The sequence below is a fragment of the Flavobacterium sp. genome (genome assembly GCF_031409475.1).
Lineage (GTDB): Bacteria > Bacteroidota > Bacteroidia > Flavobacteriales > Flavobacteriaceae > Flavobacterium.
Window position 1 is genome coordinate 1 of sequence record NZ_JANNXH010000062.1, and the last position, 19,657, is coordinate 19,657.

Annotated in this window: 12 protein-coding genes; all 12 read left to right on the forward strand. The window is 33.5% G+C overall.

All coding sequences use genetic code 11. The features are described from left to right. A partial coding sequence (locus tag RMO53_RS10865) for a gliding motility-associated C-terminal domain-containing protein (RefSeq protein ID WP_310380495.1) occupies positions 1-1,154 on the forward strand: 1,154 nt, incomplete at its 5' end. A 49-nt stretch (positions 1,155-1,203) separates the two neighbouring features. Continuing rightward, positions 1,204-2,118 (forward strand): type IX secretion system membrane protein PorP/SprF, encoded by a 915-nt coding sequence (locus RMO53_RS10870; RefSeq protein ID WP_310380496.1) that lies wholly within the window; start codon positions 1,204-1,206, stop codon positions 2,116-2,118. A gap of 11 nt (positions 2,119-2,129) precedes the next feature. After that, positions 2,130-4,073: an OmpA family protein gene (locus RMO53_RS10875; protein WP_310380497.1), complete on the forward strand. Its 1,944-nt coding sequence runs from the start codon at positions 2,130-2,132 to the stop codon at positions 4,071-4,073. Positions 4,074-4,226: 153 nt separating this feature from the next. Further along, complete coding sequence (locus RMO53_RS10880; protein ID WP_310380498.1) at positions 4,227-4,652, forward strand: CBS domain-containing protein; 426 nt, start codon at positions 4,227-4,229, stop codon at positions 4,650-4,652. Between the two features lie 151 nt (positions 4,653-4,803). Further along, positions 4,804-7,092: an NADP-dependent malic enzyme gene (locus RMO53_RS10885; protein ID WP_310380499.1), complete on the forward strand. Its 2,289-nt coding sequence runs from the start codon at positions 4,804-4,806 to the stop codon at positions 7,090-7,092. A 109-nt stretch (positions 7,093-7,201) separates the two neighbouring features. Next, a complete protein-coding gene (ruvA, locus tag RMO53_RS10890; protein ID WP_310380502.1) occupies positions 7,202-7,783 on the forward strand; it encodes a Holliday junction branch migration protein RuvA in 582 nt (193 codons plus the stop codon). A 3-nt stretch (positions 7,784-7,786) separates the two neighbouring features. Beyond that, positions 7,787-15,010, forward strand: a complete 7,224-nt coding sequence (sprA, locus tag RMO53_RS10895) for a cell surface protein SprA (protein WP_310380504.1) — start codon at positions 7,787-7,789, stop codon at positions 15,008-15,010. A gap of 81 nt (positions 15,011-15,091) precedes the next feature. Continuing rightward, entirely contained in the window at positions 15,092-15,472 is a 381-nt protein-coding gene (gcvH, locus tag RMO53_RS10900) for a glycine cleavage system protein GcvH (protein WP_310380506.1), read from the forward strand. Continuing rightward, positions 15,465-15,848, forward strand: coding sequence for a VanZ family protein (locus RMO53_RS10905; RefSeq protein WP_310380508.1), 384 nt, complete (start codon positions 15,465-15,467; stop codon positions 15,846-15,848). The genes gcvH and RMO53_RS10905 overlap by 8 nt, the downstream gene beginning before the upstream one ends. A gap of 98 nt (positions 15,849-15,946) precedes the next feature. After that, positions 15,947-18,046 carry an energy transducer TonB gene (locus tag RMO53_RS10910; RefSeq protein WP_409024831.1) on the forward strand — a complete coding sequence of 700 codons (2,100 nt, stop codon included), beginning with the start codon at positions 15,947-15,949 and terminating at the stop codon, positions 18,044-18,046. 89 nt (positions 18,047-18,135) lie between these two features. After that, on the forward strand, positions 18,136-19,038 hold the full coding sequence (cyoE, locus tag RMO53_RS10915) for a heme o synthase (RefSeq protein WP_310380513.1): 903 nt from the start codon (positions 18,136-18,138) through the stop codon (positions 19,036-19,038). Positions 19,039-19,040: 2 nt separating this feature from the next. Next, positions 19,041-19,628 carry a cytochrome c oxidase subunit 3 gene (locus RMO53_RS10920; protein WP_310380515.1) on the forward strand — a complete coding sequence of 196 codons (588 nt, stop codon included), beginning with the start codon at positions 19,041-19,043 and terminating at the stop codon, positions 19,626-19,628. The last annotated feature ends 29 nt before the right edge of the window (positions 19,629-19,657 follow it).

Sequence of the window (19,657 nt, forward strand, 5' to 3'; positions counted from 1 at the left end):
TTGTTATCAACGCCGATGGAACGTATGTTTACACACCAAATCCAGATTTCAGTGGAACGGATGTAATCACTATCGAAGTTTGTGATTCAGGAAGTCCGTTACCAAAAGTATGTGTGAACCAAACTTTGACTATTACGGTAACTCCAGTAAATGATCCGCCTATTGCCATAAGTATTATTAATCCAAGTATTCCTTCAACAGCTGGGCCAACGGCCATTAATTCATTAGCTGGAACTGATGTCGATGGAACAGTAACAAGTTATACTATATTGACATTACCTTTAAATGGAATTCTATACGTAGGCGGAGTTCCTGTAACTATAGGTCAGGTATTAACACCAGCGCAAGTTGCAACTTTAACATATGATCCAAGTGGTTTATTTGCAGGAAATGATACTTTTTCATTCAGAGTAACTGATAATCTAGGAGCGGTAAATTTAACACCAGCAATAGTAACAATTCCGGTTGTAGGAATCCCAAAAATAGCAGTTATCAAGACGGCGGTTTTTAACGATGATAATGGAGACGGTTTTGCACAAGCAGGCGAAACAGTTACATTTAATTTTATTATTAAAAACACTGGAGATATACCTTTGACGAATATCACTATTGCAGATCCATTACCGGGAGTTGTATTGCAAGGCGGACCAATTGCGTTACTTCCAGGAGCAACTGATTCAACATCATTCTCGGCTACATATCAAATTACACAAACGGATATAATTCTTGGAACAGTTTCTAATCAAGCATTAGTTAGTGGAACAACTCCTTCAGGAGCTATTGTTCAGGATTATTCAGATGGAGATGATGAGAACGGAGATGACGCAACAGTTCTTGGTCTAATAGGTTGTGTAATCGAAGTTTTTAATGCTATTTCACCAAATAATGATAGTGATAATGAATTTTTCTATATTCGTGGATTAGAATGTTATTCCGATAATACAGTTGAAATATATAATCGTTGGGGAGTTTTAGTCTTTGAAAGAGAGCAGTACAACAATGCCGATAGATCTTTTAAAGGAGTTTCGGAAGGTAGAAGTACCATAAATCAAAAAGAAGAATTACCAGACGGAACCTATTTTTATATTTTAAAATATAAAGATAGTGAAGCAAAAACTTATCAAAAAGCGGGATATTTGTATATAAATCGATAAATTTAACACCTGAAAACAAAATATACTCAGGATTAATAAACACACACTTATGAAAACTAAATTATTGGGATTGGTTTTACTGCTTTTATCGGGTATTACTTATGCACAACAAGACGCACAGTTTACTCAATATATGTACAATACCATCAATATAAACCCAGCATATGCAGGCTCTAGAGAAGCTATGAGTATCTTTATGTTGCATCGTGCGCAATGGGTAGGACTTGATGGCGCACCAAAAACTACAACTGCGTCAATTCATACACCTATAAATGACAGTAAAGTAGGTATTGGTGTATCAGTAATAAATGACAAAATCGGACCATCCGTTGAGAATAATATAGCGGTTGATTTCTCTTATACTATTCCAGTTTCTGAGGTATACAAATTATCATTTGGTATAAAAGCAAGTGCTAACATATTAGATGTTGATTTCAATAAATTAGTTATAATTAATCCAGGAGATCCTATATTTCAGAATAATATAGATAATAAATTTTCGCCAAATCTTGGTGTTGGTTTCTATCTGCACTCTGATAGATCTTATATTGGAATATCAGCGCCAAGTTTACTCGAAACCAAACATTTTGAAAACAATACCTCATCAGTGGCTTATGAACGCATACATTATTATATGATTGCGGGTCATGTGTTTGATTTAAATGAAAGTGTAAAATTTAAACCATCGCTACTTACAAAATATGTTCAAGGCGCACCATTGCAAGTAGATGTTTCCGGAAATTTCTTGATAAACGAAAAATTCACAGCAGGGGTTTCTTATAGATGGAGTGCTGCCGTTAGTGCTATGGTTGGATTTAAAGCTAATGATTCTTGGTTTATTGGTTATGGTTACGACTTAGATACTACAAATCTAGGTAGTTATAATTCAGGATCACACGAAATATTTTTACGTTACGAATTGTTCAAGAAAATAAACAGAATAACATCCCCAAGATTTTTTTAATACCAAACAATATGAAAATTAAAACTCTCGTTTTTAGCACTATCTTGTGTGTACTATTTGCAAATCAAGGATGTGCTCAAAAAGCTTCAATAGCAGCTGCAGATAAAAAATACAGTCGTTATGCATATGTTGATGCAATTGCAACATACGAACGCATCGCATTAAAAGGATACAAAGAGGAGAAAATGTTTCAGAAACTTGGAAACGCATTTTATTTTAATTCCGATTATAAAAAAGCAGCAAAATGGTATGCTGAACTTTTTTTGATGAATCAAAATCAAGAATCAGAATATTATTATAGGTATGCACAGTCTTTAAAATCTATAGGAGATTATACCAAATCGGATAAAATGTTAGAGCAATTTTCATTAAAATCAGGTGGTGATCAAAGAGCAAAATTATTTGTAAACCACAAAAATTACCTCGAAGAAATTAAAGCAAATTCTGGACGCTTTGAAGTCTCCGATGCTGGAATTAATTCAGAGTTTTCAGATTATGGTAGCTCTTTTTCAGGAAATAAATTAGTATTTGCATCAGCACGAGACACAGGTGGAGTAGTAAAGAGAGTTTTTCAATGGAACAATCAAGCCTTTACAAATCTTTATAGTGCTGAGTTAGGCATAGATGAAACTCTTGGAAAGCCAGAGCGATTTGGCAATAAAATAAACTCAAAGTTTCATGAATCAACACCTATTTTTACAAAAGATGGTAAAACCATGTATTTTACTCGAAATAATTTTTTAGATGGAAAAAAAGGAAAAGACAGTAATTTAATCACTTTATTGAAAATATACAAAGCAACTAAAGAAAACGAGCGTTGGGTAAATATCGTAGAATTACCATTTAATAGCAATGATTATAGCGTTGCTCATCCAGCACTTAGCCCAGACGAAAGCACATTGTATTTTGCTTCAGATATGCCAGGAACACTAGGGCAATCTGATTTGTATAAAGTGACCGTATTTGATGATGGTAGCTATTCTACACCACTAAATTTAGGAGCAAAAATAAACACCGAAGGTAGAGAGTCGTTTCCTTTTATCTCTAGCGAAAAAGAATTTTATTTTTCAACAGACGGTCGTCCCGGTCTAGGAGGATTGGATGTTTATGTTACAAAAATAGAAAAAGACAATAGTTTTACTGATGTTCAAAATGTGGGTTCACCAGTCAATGGAACTCATGACGACTTTGCATTTATTATAGACAACAAAAGCCATAAAGGATTCTTCACTTCAAATAGAGAAGGCGGAATAGGTTCAGATGACATCTATAAATTTACAGAATTACGCAAAATGATTTGCGAACAAATTTTGTCAGGAATTGTAACTGATAGAGCAACAGGAGAAATAATAGTAGGTTCAAAAGTAGTTTTGTCTGATGAAAAGTTTCAAAACATGACAGAAACCACATCAGACGCTAATGGAAAATATACCTTTAATGTAGAATGTGATAATACCTATTATGTTAGAGCAACAAAAGAGGATTACGAAACCAAAGAAACTAAAATAATCATTGCAAGATCACCAGGCAAAACAGATTTTCCAATAGCTTTGGACAAGCGTATTATTCCAATTGTAGTTGGAACCGATTTAGCCAAAACAGTAGATATACCAATGATTTTCTTTGATTTAGACAAATCGATTATTAGAGAGGATGCAGCTATAGAATTAGAAAAAATAGTTTCGATAATGCAACAAAATCCATTAATGAAAGTGGATATTCGTTCCCACACAGACAGCAGACAAACAGCAAAATATAACGAAGGATTATCCAATCGTAGAGCCAAGGCGACTATGGATTGGCTGATTAAAAACGGTATAGAAACGAACAGATTAACCAGTAAAGGATTTGGCGAGTCGCAACTTATCAATCGTTGTTCAGATGGAATTGAGTGTGATGAAACAGAGCATCAGTCTAATAGAAGGAGCGAATTTATTGTAGTTTCAATGGAATAATTTTTAACAATCAGCCTTTCTTTTAGAAAGGCTTTTTTTATGCAGAGTTATAATTTCACCATCGAAATAGTAATTTTAAACAAATAAATTTTACTAATTGTGTTTTTTGTGTACATTTTTTTCTAAATTTATAGTTCATTAAATTTTATTATTATGACAGTAAACCAAATATTAAGCACAAAGGGAAAAGAAGTTTATTCCGTACTTTCAACAATTACAGTGTATGACGCTCTAAAAGTGATGGGAGAAAAAAATATTGGAGCAATACTTATTATAGAAGATGATGTTTTAAAAGGAGTATTGTCTGAAAGAGATTATGCGCGTAAAATTGTTTTGAAAGATAAGTCTTCAAAAGAAACCTTTGTTCATGAAATCATGGAAAATGAAGTTGTAACCGTTAAACCTTCAGACAATTTAGATTACTGTATGGAATTGATGAGTACAAAAAGGATAAGACATTTACCCGTTTCAGAAAACGATAAAATTATTGGTATTATATCTATAAGCGACGTTGTAAAAGCAATAATCGAGATGCAAAAAGAAACCATAAAACATTTAGACTCTTATATTTCTCAATAAAATTATAAAAATTACAAATAACGAACAGTTGCAAAGTATTGCAGCTGTTTTTTTATATTAAATTAAGGACATTTTTTTTAAATGAATGTCATAAAAGCTTCCTTTTTAAACCAAGTCTTATATCTTTGTCTATCAGAATAAATAGTATAAAATGAACAAAAACAGCAAAAGAAGAGAAGCATTATTATATCACGCAAAACCCACTCCAGGAAAAATTCAAGTCGTTCCAACTAAGAAATACGCTACACAAAGGGATTTGTCATTAGCCTATTCACCAGGAGTTGCTGAGCCCTGTTTAGAAATTGCAAAAGATATAAACAACGTCTATAAATATACAGCCAAAGGAAACCTTGTTGCCGTAATTACAAATGGAACAGCAGTTTTAGGACTTGGTGACATTGGGCCAGAAGCTTCAAAACCAGTCATGGAAGGCAAAGGATTATTGTTTAAAATATTTGCTGACATTGATGTTTTTGATATTGAAATTGGAACTAAAGATGTAGAACAATTTATACAAACCGTTAAAAACATTGCACCCACATTTGGAGGTATAAATCTTGAAGACATCAAAGCTCCAGAATCATTTGAAATTGAGCGAAGACTAGTCGAAGAATTAAATATTCCCGTGATGCATGACGATCAACACGGAACAGCAATAATCTCCTCTGCGGCATTATTAAACGCATTAGAACTCGCGCATAAAAAAGCCGAAAACGTTCGTATGGTAGTTTCTGGAGCAGGATCGGCAGCAATTGCATGTGCTGATTTATATGTTTTACTAGGTATTAAAATAGAAAACATATTGATGTTTAACAGCAAAGGCTTACTCACCAAAAATAATGCGTCATTGTCTGAGTTACAACAAAAATATGCAAAGGATATTGAACCAATGTCTCTTGATGAAGCTCTAAATGGAGCAGATATATTTTTAGGATTATCAACTGCAAATATTTTGACGGCACCCATGTTATTGGGAATGGCAAAAAATCCAATCGTTTTTGCAATGGCAAATCCAGATCCAGAGATAGATTATAATCTTGCAATTGCCACTCGTAAGGACATTATTATGGCAACTGGACGATCAGATCATCCAAATCAGGTGAATAATGTACTGGGTTTTCCTTATATTTTTAGAGGTGCATTAGATGTTCGAGCCACAAAAATTAACGAAGCTATGAAAATGGCTGCCGTTAGAGCTTTGGCCGCATTGGCAAAAGAACACGTTCCAGAACAAGTAAATATCGCTTATGGTGAAATCAAAATCAATTTTGGACGAGATTATATAATTCCAAAACCATTTGATCCAAGATTAATAACTATTGTTGCGCCAGCTGTCGCAAAAGCAGCAATGGATTCAGGAGTGGCATTAAACCCAATTACAGATTGGGGCAAATATGAAGAAGAACTTCTCGATCGTTTGGGGAATGACAATAAAATGGTTCGATTAATTACTAATAGAGCCAAATTAGATCCCAAAAGAATCGTTTTTGCCGAGGCAGACCATTTAGATGTACTCAAAGCAGCTCAAATTGTTCTAGAAGACGGAATCGGAATTCCTATCTTATTAGGAAATAAAGAAATTATATTGGAACTAAAAGAAGAACTGGGTTTTGATGCCGATGTTGAAATTATAGATCCAAAAATTAAAGAAGAAGAAGCCAGAAGAAATAAATTTGCAAAAACCTACTGGAAAACCCGTCAACGTAGAGGAATATCCTTATTAGACGCTCAAAAATTAATGCGCGAAAGAAACTATTTTGCCGCAATGATGGTTAACGAAGGCGAAGCAGATGCATTACTAACAGGACATTCCAGAAGTTATCCATCAGTAGTAAAACCAATGCTACAGCTTATAGAAAAAGCACCAGGAGTTTCTCTCGTTGCAACAACTAATATGATGATTACAAGTCGTGGGCCAATGTTTTTATCTGATACCGCTATTAATATTAATCCATCCGCAGACGACTTAGCAAAAATTGCGATTATGACCGCAAATACAGCTAAAATGTTTGGAATTGAACCCGTAATAGCAATGATATCGTATTCAAATTTCGGGTCATCAACAAATGAAAGCGCCATAAAAGTGAGAGAAGCCGTTACTTATTTGCATAAATATTATCCTGACATGATAATTGACGGTGAAATTCAAGCAGATTTTGCTTTAAATCCAGAGATGCTAAAAAACAAATTCCCTTTTTCTAAATTAGCGGGAAAGAAAGTGAATACTTTAATTTTTCCAAATCTAGAAGCTGCAAATATCACTTATAAACTTTTAAAAGAGTTGAATAAAGTAGATTCAATAGGACCAATAATGTTAGGAATGGGTAAACCTGTTCACTTATTTCAATTAGGAGCAAGCGTTGAAGAAATGGTAAATATGGCAGCAATAGCAGTAATAGACGCTCAAGAAAAAGAAAAGAAAAAAATGAGACAATCCTAAATAATAATTTTTAGAAATGGTAATGCATCATCATGCCCAATCTATTTTATAAGTGTCTTTTATCATTTAAACACAAACTTTATTATATTTGGAAACACATTAAAAATATATGATTACACACTTACACGGAAAATTAGTAGAAAAAACACCAACTCAAGTTGTAATAGATTGTGGTGGTGTTGGTTATCATGTAAATATTTCTTTGCACACCTATTCATTATTACCATCAACTGATTTTATAAAATTATTTACACATCTACAAGTAAAGGAAGATGCCCATACTTTGTTTGGATTTGTAGAAAAATCTGAAAGAGAAATTTTTAAACTCTTATTATCAGTATCCGGTATTGGAGCAAGTATAGCTAGAACAATGTTATCATCATTAGATCCAAAACAAATTACAAATGCTATTGCCTCTGGAGACGTTCTAACTATTCAATCTATAAAAGGAATAGGAAGTAAAACAGCGCAAAGAGTAATACTGGATTTAAAGGAAAAAATATTAAAATTGTATGATTTAGACGAAGTTTCTATGTCACAAAACAATACAAATCGAGATGAAGCGTTATCTGCTTTGGAGGTATTGGGTTTTGTTCGTAAAGCGTCTGAAAGAATAGTTGAAAAAATCATTCAAGAGGATCCAAACAGTTCAGTGGAATCAATTATAAAAAAAGCATTAAAAAACTTATAGAAATTGAAAATACATTACTTAATAAAAGCGCAATCCCTATATAAAATTTTTATATTTTTATTAGTTTCATTTTGTAGTTTTATCTCTCAAGCACAAGTAAATCCAGTAACTACAGATACCACTCAGACAGGTTTTTCAGTAGGTAAAATTAAAATAAGTGACCCTAAAAGTATCCTTGCATCTTATCAGTATGATCCGGTTACTGACCGGTATATTTATACAAATAAAGTAGACGGGTTTCCTATAAATTACCCCGTTATTCTTACTCCTAAAGAATACGAAGCACTAGTGCTGAAAGAATCTACACGAAATTATTTCAAGAAAAAACTAGACGCCATTGAGGGTAAAAAAGAAGGAAGTGAAGAAGCAAAAAAAGATTTATTGCCCAGATATTATGTAAAATCGGGACTTTTTGAATCAATTTTTGGAAGCAATACCATCGATGTAAAACCCACAGGGTCAATAGAAATGGATTTTGGCGCTCGTTACACAAAACAAGACAATCCCGCTTTCTCCACCCGAAATAGATCGAGTACAACTTTTGATTTTAATCAAAGAATAAGCATGAGTTTGATAGGAAAGGTAGGAACACGCCTGACCGTAAATGCAAATTATGACACACAATCCACTTTTGCCTTTCAAAACTTAATAAAGTTAGAATATTCCCCTTCGGAAGATGACATCATTCAAAAAATAGAAGTAGGAAACGTGAGCATGCCCTTGAACAGTTCCTTAATTCGTGGAGCACAAAGTTTGTTTGGTGTAAAAACCCAATTGCAATTTGGTAAAACGACAATTACAGGAGTATTCTCTGAACAAAAATCACAAACCAAAAGTTTAGTATCTCAAGGCGGAGGAACTATTCAAGACTTTGACATGTTTGCTCTTGACTATGATAACGACAGGCACTTTTTCCTTTCCCAATATTTCAGAAACAAGTATGATTCCTCACTTAGGAATTATCCTTATATAGACAGTAGAGTTCAAATTTCAAGATTAGAAGTTTGGATAACCAATAAACAAAATAGACTTAATGTTGCGCCAGGAAATGTAAACAACAGTAATAATTTAAGAAATATTATTGCACTTCAGGATTTGGGTGAAGGTCAATTAACGGGATTGACAGAAAATGAAGTTGTAGTAGTAAGTCCAACAACTGGATTTTTCATTGCTCCAATCAATACTCCATCTGACAACACCAACAATAAATACGATCCAGCATTAATTGATAATGGCGGTTTTTTAAATGGTAAGATTAGAGAAATTGCAACTTCGGGTGCCGGATTTACAGGGGTTACCGTAAGTGAAGGGCAAGATTACTCAAAGCTAGAAAACGCACGAAAATTAAACCCAAACGAATATACATTCAATCCACAATTAGGGTATTTATCATTGCAACAACGATTAGCAAATGACGAAGTATTAGCGGTTGCGTTTCAATACACGATTGGCGATCAAATATATCAAGTTGGAGAATTTGGAAACGACGGTATTGATGCTACAAGCGTTGTTGGAGGAAATAACAACGCAAATCAGGCTATTATTACTAATAGTTTGATCTTAAAAATGTTGAAAAGTAATTTAACCAATGTCAAAAACCCAGTTTGGAACCTGATGATGAAAAACATCTATCAAATTCCGGGTGGATACCAATTAAAACAAGAAGATTTTAGATTTAATATTCTCTACACAGATCCTTCGCCATTAAATTATATCACCGAAGTTCCAGGAACTCCTTTTCCACCAAGTCCATTACCAGAAAACCAAGTGGAACTAACTCCATTATTAAAGGTATTCAATTTAGATAAACTCAATTACAATAATGATCCACAAACAGGCGGTGATGGTTTTTTTGACTTTATGCCGGGATTAACTATTGATGCTCAAAACGGTAGAATTATATTTACAACCAAAGAACCTTTTGGAGAATTATTGTTTTCTAAATTATCAAATACTGGAGCTGGTGAAGACTACAAAAATGCTAGCACCTATAATGAAAATCAAAAAAAGTACGTTTTTAGAAGCATGTATACAAGTACACAATCTGGAGCATTACAAGACAGCGAAAAAAACAAGTTCTTGTTAAGAGGAAAATACAAATCATCCGGCGGAGACGGAATCCCTATTGGAGCATTCAATGTGCCTAGAGGTTCTGTAGTAGTTACAGCTGGCGGAAGAATTCTTGTAGAAGGAATCGATTATAGTGTAAATTATCAATTGGGTAGAGTACAAATTCTCGATCCTTCGCTTCAAGCATCAAACACACCTATAAATGTTTCACTCGAAAATAATTCTATTTTTGGACAGCAAACCAGAAGATTTATAGGTGTAAATATAGAACGTAAAATATCTGAAAACTTCTTGGTTGGCGCAACTTATTTAAAAATGACCGAAAGACCATTTACCCAAAAATCTAGTTTTGGTCAGGAATCAGTGAACAATACTATATTTGGATTTAATACTAATTTTTCAACCGAAGTTCCTTTTTTAACTCGATTAGTAAACAAATTACCCAATATTGATACCGATGTTCCTTCAAACCTTTCAGTAAGAGGAGAAGTAGCATTTTTAAAACCAGATTCTCCAAAAGCAGATCGTTTTCAGGGCGAATCTACCATATATGTTGATGATTTTGAAGGATCACAGTCTACTATTGATATGCGTTCAGCCTATTCTTGGAGCATGTCATCAACACCCGAAAAAAATGTTTCAAGTACTTATGATTTTAATGCAAGCGCAAATGATTTAAGTTATGGATTTAAAAGAGCAAAGTTAGCTTGGTATACAATTGATCCTGTATTTTATACTCAAAAACCAGATGGAGTTTCTAATGATGACTTATCTTTAAATACCACACGAAGAGTTTTTAGTGAAGAGTTGTACCCATTGACTGATATTGCTCAAGGCCAATCACAAGTTATAAACACATTAGATTTAAGTTATTATCCTTTAGAAAGAGGACCATATAATAATAGTTTGAATGTGGCTACAAATCCAAGAGATAACTTTGGTGGAATTATGCGGTCATTAAATTCTACTAATTTTGAACAAGGAAATGTAGAGTACATCCAGTTTTGGATATTAGATCCTTATGTTGGAAATGGAAATGCTCCAACAAACAATATAGGGAAAATTTATTTCAATTTAGGAGAAATTGCAGAGGATGTTTTAAAAGATGGAAGAAAACAATACGAAAACGGACTTGGACCAGATCAAATCATAGTAAATCCGTCTCCTGGTGTAGCAAATTGGGGTGATGTGCCCGCTTCTCAATCATTAATTTATGCCTTTGATGCTAATGCAGCCAATAGAAAAAATCAAGATATTGGGCTCGACGGTTTGCCAAATTCAAAAGAGGGAACGATTTATACCAATTTTGCCTTGCAACCCGATCCAGCAGCAGATGATTACACTTACTATCTGAATACTACAGGAACAATTTTAGATAGATATAGAAACTATAATGGTTTAGATGGAAATTCCCCAGTTGACATTAATAACGCAAATAGAGGTTCATCAACAGTGCCAGATGTCGAAGATATTAATCGGGATAACACCATGAATACGATCAATGCTTATTATGAATATAGTATTGATGTGATGCCTGGAATGAACGTAGGGCAAAATTACATTACCGATGTGCGAAATACACAAGTAAAACTAGCCAATGGTTCAACAACCGATGCAAGATGGATTCAATTTAAAATACCCGTTTCGATTCCTGAAAACACTATTGGTAATATTTCTGATTTTAGATCAATTCGTTTTATGAGAATGTTCATGACCGGTTTCAGCGATGAAGTTACAGTTCGTTTTGGAGCATTAGATTTAGTAAGAGGAGAATGGAGAAGATATACAAATACGCTCGATAATGAACCAGACCTTTCCAATGATGGTACAGATCTAGACGTATTAGCGGTCAATGTTCAAGAAAACAACGAGAGATGTCCTATAAATTACATCGTTCCACCTGGTGTACAAAGAGAACAATTGTATAATAATAATACGATTATAAATCAAAACGAGCAATCCCTTTCTTTAAGAGTATCTGGTGACGGCTTGGAACCTGAAGATTCAAGAGCCGTTTTTAAAAATGTAAGTATTGATATGCGTCAGTTCAAAAAACTGAAAATGTTTTTACATGCAGAATCATTACCAAATGAAGTTGCTTTGCGTGACGATGAAATGTCAGGTTTTATTCGTTTTGGAAATGATTTTACACAAAATTTTTATCAAGTAGAAATACCTTTAAAAGTAACATCTCCTTCATCTCCTTCAGGTTCAAATTGTACTCCATTAAGTGCAGACTTAGTTTGGCCAGAAGACAATCAAATTGATTTATCAGTATCATTATTAACAAAAATGAAAATTCAAGCTCCAAATGGTGCTGTGCCAGTAGCTTTGGACGGAATATATTATCCTGATGACGATTTGACGAATTATCCTGATGGTGATGGGGATAGTAAATTGCGTTTAGGGATAAAAGGAAATCCAAATTTTGGATTAGTACGAACTTTAATGGTAGGTCTAAAAAACAATACGGTTCGTGAAGATCTAAGAGGAGAAGTTTGGTTTAATGAGCTTCGATTAGCAGACATGGACAATCAAGGTGGAATGGCAGCCGTATTAAATATTGATACGAATCTTGCCGATTTTGCAACTATTTCTGCAACTGGAAAGAAAAGCACTATTGGTTTCGGAGCGTTAGAACAAGGTCCAAATGAACGAAGCCGAGAAGATACACAACAATATAATATTGTAACTAATATAAATTTAGGCAAGCTTTTACCAGTAAAATGGGGAATTAATTTGCCTTTTAATTACGCTATTGGAGAAGAAAAAATAACTCCACAGTACGACCCTTTTAATCAAGATATTAAATTAAAGCAATTATTAGACAATACGGCGAATGAATCAGATAGAGATAATATTGCTCGTAGAGCCATAGATTACACTAGAAGAAGAAGCATCAATTTTATAGGTGTAAGAAAACAAAGAGCTGCTGAACAAAAACAACATGTTTATGATCCAGAAAATTTTACATTTTCGCAATCATTCAATGAAGTAGAGCGACACGATTTTGAAATTGAAAACTATATTGACAAACAATCTAACACCGCTGTAGATTATGCCTATAGTTTTAAACCCGCTTCAATAGAACCTTTCAAAAAAACCAAGTTCATGAAAAAAAGTAGTTATTGGAAACTATTGAGTGATTTTAATTTTAATTATTTGCCCTCAACCGTATCTTTTAATACAAGTATCATTAGACAATTTAATCGCCAGCAATTTAGACAAGTGGATGGTGTTCAAGGTATTGGACTTGATCCACTATATAGAAGAAATTTTGCCTTTAATTATCAATATGGTTTTAATTATAATTTGACAAAATCTTTAAAATTAAACTATACCGCATCTTCAAATAATATTGTTAAAAACTATTTAAATGAAAACAACGAGCCTATTGACAGTTTTACGATTTGGGATAGTTATTGGGACATTGGCGATCCATTTCAACACATGCAACAATTAGTGGTTAATTATGAAATACCTATCAATAAAATACCGCTATTTAGTTTTATAAAAGCAAATTATACTTACACAGGTGACTACAATTGGCAACGTTCCTCAACCGCATTATCAGAAATAAATATTGGAGGAACCGATTATAACCTAGGAAATACAGTTCAAAACGCAAACTCAAGCAACTTGAATGCAACCTTTAATATGGATACCTTTTACAAATATGTAGGATTGATAAAAAGCACAACTAAAACTGCTAAACCAAAAACTTCTGTACCTAAACCTGGAGAGAAAATTGTAAATACAAATGCGCCTGAAACTCAAGCAAATCCTTTTGTAGACGGTTTGTTAGGAGTTTTGACTAGTGTGAAAAATGTACAAATAAATTACACACAAAACAGCGGAACTATGTTGCCGGGTTATTTGCCAAGAGTAGGCTTTTTAGGTTCTTCAAGACCATCTTTTGGTTTTATTTTTGGAAGCCAAGACGATGTGAGATATGAAGCCGCTAGAAATGGTTGGCTTACAAATTATCAGGAATTCAATCAGAGTTTTACACAAGTAACGAATAAAATATTTAAGGCAACAGCAAACATAGACTTGTTGCCAGATTTAAAAATAGATTTGACTTTGGATAGAGCTTATTCGGAAAATTTTTCAGAACAATATCGGGTTGATAATATTAAGGGGTATACACCGCAATCACCTTATAGTTATGGCAACTTTTCTATATCTGCTATTTTGATAAAATCTTCTTTTTCAACAAGTGATGAAAACGCTTCTGCAGCATTTGATGATTTTAGAACAAACAGACTCACTGTGGCAAATCGTCTCGCAATACAACGAGGTATTGATATTACCAATCCAATTAATATTGATGTTGATGGTTTTCCAAAAGGATTTGGGAAAAACAATCAAGCTGTATTATTACCTGCTTTTATGGCAGCTTATACTGGCGGAAATGCATCCGGAGTTTCACTCGGCTTGTTTAGAAATTTCCCAGCACCTAACTGGTCTGTGAAATACAGCGGATTGATGCGAATGGGGTTTTTTAAAGAAAATTTCAAACGATTCTCCTTACAACACAATTACAGAGCATCTTATACGGTGAATGCTTTCAGGTCTAATTTTGAATATGATGATTGGAAAAAGAATGGTAAACCTGAAACAGTTAAGGATGCCAGCGGCAATTATTTCAACGAAACCATCATGTCCAACATCAATTTAGTGGAACAATTTAGTCCGCTAATTAGAATGGATTTTGAGTTAAAAAGTTCTTTAAAAGTACTTACCGAAATCAAGAAAGACCGAGCGCTATCCATGAGTTTTGATAATAATTTATTGACCGAAGTGAAAGGAATAGAATATATAGTTGGTCTTGGATATCGTTTTAAAGATGTGATTTTTTCCTCTAGATTGGCCGATGATCCTACTGGAATAATAAAAAGCGATATCAATTTAAAAGCAGATGTATCCTATAGAAACAATCAAACTATTGTGAGATATTTAGATTATGACAACAATCAACTGGCAGGTGGACAAAATTTGTGGTCTTTGAAACTAACGGCTGATTATTCGTTTAGTAAAAATTTAACGGCTATTTTCTATTACGATCACTCTTTTTCTAAAGCAGTAATTTCTACTTCATTTCCTTTAACAAATATTCGTTCTGGGTTTACACTTCGATATAATTTTGGAAATTAATTTCTAATAATTATTCGAAATTTGTATAGAAGATAGTTACATTTGTCGCATAAATTTTTAAAATATTTAATTACTAGTATCATGAACATTCCAGCAAATTTAAAGTACACAAAAAATCACGAATGGATTAGCCTTGATGGCGCTATTGCAACTGTGGGAATCACCCATTTTGCACAAAAAGAGTTAGGCGATATCGTTTATGTTGAAGTCGAAACCCTGGATCAAACTTTAGAAAAAGATGAAGTTTTTGGAACAGTTGAAGCAGTTAAAACCGTTTCAGATTTATTTCTTCCGTTGTCTGGAGAAATTATTGAGTTCAATGATACTCTAGAAAGTACGCCTGAAAACGTCAATTCTGATCCTTATGGCGCAGGATGGATGATAAAAATAAAAATTTCAAACAGTTCAGAAATAGAGGAGTTACTTTCGAGTGAAGCCTACAAAGCGCTTATTGGTGGGTAAACAAATCTATTTTTTGACCGCTTTATTTTGGACTGGAATCATCACTTTTTTTTGTTTGGTACAATTCAGCGCAGTTCCATTTCGAGGAGTTTCAAATTTAGATAAATTAGTTCATGTATTTTTTCATTTTGTCTTTACGATACTTTGGTTTTTGTATTTTCAAAAACAATTAATGGGTAGGGATAAAACGAGACTTTTGCTATTTTCGTTCTTATTTTCTGTTTTTTTTGGAATAAGCATCGAATTGCTTCAAAAGTATTTTACCACAACTAGAAATGGAGATTTTTTGGATGTTTTAGCAAATTCAATTGGTGCAATCACAGCTGTTTTGGTAATAATAATTATCAGAAAGTATACTAATTTATTTAAAATATGATTTCTAAAAATAGTGATGCAATATGAATTTGCTTGACAAAGAAATTCTAAAAGAAAAAATTCTTCAACATGAGTACTAATTCTTTATTCAATACTACTATGAAAAAAGTATTTTTTGCCTTTTTCACACTATTTTCTACTTTATTTTCGTTAGCACAATCTAATCCAATAGTAGAACAATTTCCTGTTTTTCCAGACTGTGAAAATCTACAACCTGCGGCAATTGAAGCTTGTTTTTATACTAAAGTTCAGGATTTTGTATTTCAAAATTTTGAAGTCCCAGAAAACCTGAAACAAAATAATTTTCAAGGAACTATAAAAGTACTTTTTGAAGTAGATAGTAACGGCACTTTCAATGTAATTTATGTAAATGCAATTGATGAAGCATTAATTCAAGAATCAAAAAATGTTTTTAGTAAATTTCCCAAAATCAAGCCACCAACATATAACGGAAAACCCACGTATTCAAAGTATACTATTACAATTGCAATTCCTTTAAAAAGTCCAGAACAAATTCAATCAGAAGTTATTGCCGCTACAGCAATTACTAAAACCAATACAACTGCTTTAACCGAATTAGACAGTATTGCCTATAAAAAATTCAACAATCCCTTGTTCGAAAGCCATTTAAACATTCCTTTTTCACACAGTTATTATGCCCAGTTTGATGCTGCCGTAAACCAAGTTGGGAGCAACAATCACACTGCTTCAAAACCATATACGTATTCCGAAGTTTCTAAATATTATGATCTCAAAAGCGAAAATGAAAAGCTAAAGAAAAACACCTCGGGTTGGTGGGCAAGAAAATTATGGAACGAAAACACTGTCGAAATTCAAGGTGATGGCTATTGGTTTACCGTAAATCCAATTCTAGATTTACAAGTAGGAACGGCATCGGGTAATACCCAAGTAAATACATTTATAAATACACGCGGCATTAATTTTAGAGGCGGATTAGGGAAACAACTTAATTTCACGAGTACCATATTTGAAAGCCAAGGACGTTTTGCAGATTATTACAATCGGTATGCTGAATCCTTAAAACCACAAGGAGGAAACCCAGCCATTATTCCAGGAATGGGAATAGCCAAAGATTTCAAATCGGACGCTTATGATTTCCCTTTGGCAGAAGCTAATTTGACTTTCACGCCAAGTAAACATTTTGATTTTCAAATGGGTTATGGTCGAAATTTTATAGGTGATGGCTATCGATCTTTATTAGAAAGTGATGGCGCAAGTCCGTATCCCTATTTTAAAATAAACACCAATTTTTGGAAAATAAAATACACCAATACCTATATGTGGCTCAAAGATGTTCGTCCAGAAGTTACACTCGAGCGCACGTATGCAACAAAATTCATGGCGAATCATTATTTGAGTTGGAATGTTTCGAACAAGTTGAATCTTGGTTTTTTCGAATCTGTAATCTGGACGAATACTAATGATAGAGGATTTGATATGAGTTTCGTAAACCCAATTATATTTTACCGTTCGGTTGAGTTTGCATCATCGGCTAGAACCGGAAATGCACTTTTGGGTTTGACTGCAAAATACAAATGGAACAATCAGATTAATTTTTACGGGCAATTTTTATTAGATGAATTTTCGCTTGGAGACATCAAAAAAGGAGAGAACAGTTGGAAAAACAAATACGGTTATCAATTGGGTGCAAAATATTACAATGCCTTCAATGTTGACAATTTGTTGTTGCAACTGGAATACAATCATGTGCGACCTTATGTTTATTCTCACAGCGATCCAATTACAAATTACGGGCACAACAATCAAAGTTTAGGACATCAATGGGGAGGAAATTTTAACGAATTAATTGCTATTGCTCGTTATCATAAAGGAAGGCTTTTTGGTGATGCCAAAGTAACCATTGGAACACGAGGATTGGATTTTGACACTACACTTGATGCGAATAATTACGGAGGCAATATTTACAAAGATTATGATGTAAATAGACCTTTTGATTCTGGTGTAAAAATAGGTCAAGGGAATAAAACAGCCGTGTTTATTGCGGATATACAAGGCGGTTATTTAGTAAATCCAACCACAAATTTGAAACTTTTCGGCAGTTTTATTTATAGAAATTTTGACCCAACACAAAATACTTTGACCACATTCAAGGAAAACACGACTTGGTTTACAGTAGGAATTCGCTCGGATGTGTTTAACTGGTATTTTGATTATTAAATTCTAAATTTTTTATGAATTGTTTTTTGTCAAATCACTTTTGATACCGTACTTTTGCAAAAGTTTTACAAAGCAATTATCCATAAATATTGAGCGCAACACTAAACCCAATTTCGATAAAATCTATAGCCATAGATTTCAAAGCAATAACTAAAGCTGGCTTGGCGATAAGTGTATTGTTTTCGTCGATTGCAGGATATTTGTTAGGTTTTAATGATACAAATCCATTCAGTTGGATGGTATTATTAAAACTATCTATTGGTGGTTATTGCATGGTTGGCGCTTCAAATGCCTTCAATCAAGTTATCGAAAAAGACCTCGATGCGTTGATGGATCGAACTAAAAATCGCCCCGTTCCAGCTGGACGAATGTCGCCTAATGTCGCTTTGTTTATAGCCAGTGTACTTACCATTATTGGGATTACATTGCTTTATATGATCAACCCAAAAACAGCGATGTTTGGTGCGATTTCTATATTTTTGTATACTAGTGTCTACACGCCATTAAAAACAGTTACTTCATTATCTGTTTTTGTCGGTGCTTTTCCTGGTGCTATTCCTTTTATGTTGGGTTGGGTAGCAGCGACAGGAAATTTTGGTATTGAAGCTGGAACTTTATTTCTAATTCAGTTTTTCTGGCAATTTCCTCATTTTTGGGCTATAGGGTGGTTTTTATATGAAGATTATGAAAAAGCAGGTTTTTTTATGTTGCCCACAGGCAAAAAGGATAAAGGAACCGCTTTGCAAGTAATATTATACACGGTTTGGCTTATAATAGCATCGCTATTGCCAGCATTAGGCTTTACAGGGCAATTATTTATTTCGAAAATTGCTACAATTTTAGTATTTTTGCTTGGTATTTGGATGCTCTTTTATGCAGTAAAACTTTATAAATTGAGAACCGCAAAAGCTGCAAGAACGTTGATGCTAGTGAGCGTTTCTTATATTACATTGTTACAATTAGTTTATATATTTGATAAATTTTTAAGATAGTTATGGATACGATAATGACAAAAAACGAATACAAACAAAAAACAGATCGATCTTATAAATTGTTATTGTTGTTTGCGATGGTGAGTATGACCATGGTTTTTGCAGGATTAACGAGCGCATTTGTAGTAAGTAAATCCCGAGTAGATTGGTTAAAAGATTTTCAATTGCCTGCCGCTTTTTTCTACAGCACAGCTGTAATAATAGGCTGTAGTGTTACTTTTCATTTGGCCAAAAAAACCATTCAAAAAGACAATCGAAATGCAACAACTTCATTACTTTTTGCTACTTTAGCATTGGGAATTTTATTTGTCATTTTACAATTTGCTGGGTTCAGACAAATTGTTGAAGATGGATATTATTTCACAGGAAGCGAAAGTTCTATTACCACAACATTTCTATATGTTGTTACGGTAGTCCACTTGTTACACCTTGCTGGTGGGCTAATTTCTCTTTTAATTATAATTTATAATCATTTTAAACAAAAATACAATTCAACTCAAACCCTTGGTATTGAACTAGGTGCAATGTATTGGCACTTTCTTGATATATTGTGGGTCTATTTGTTTTTATTTTTATATTTCTTTAAATAAGAAAAAAACGTAAATTTGGGAACTTTTTA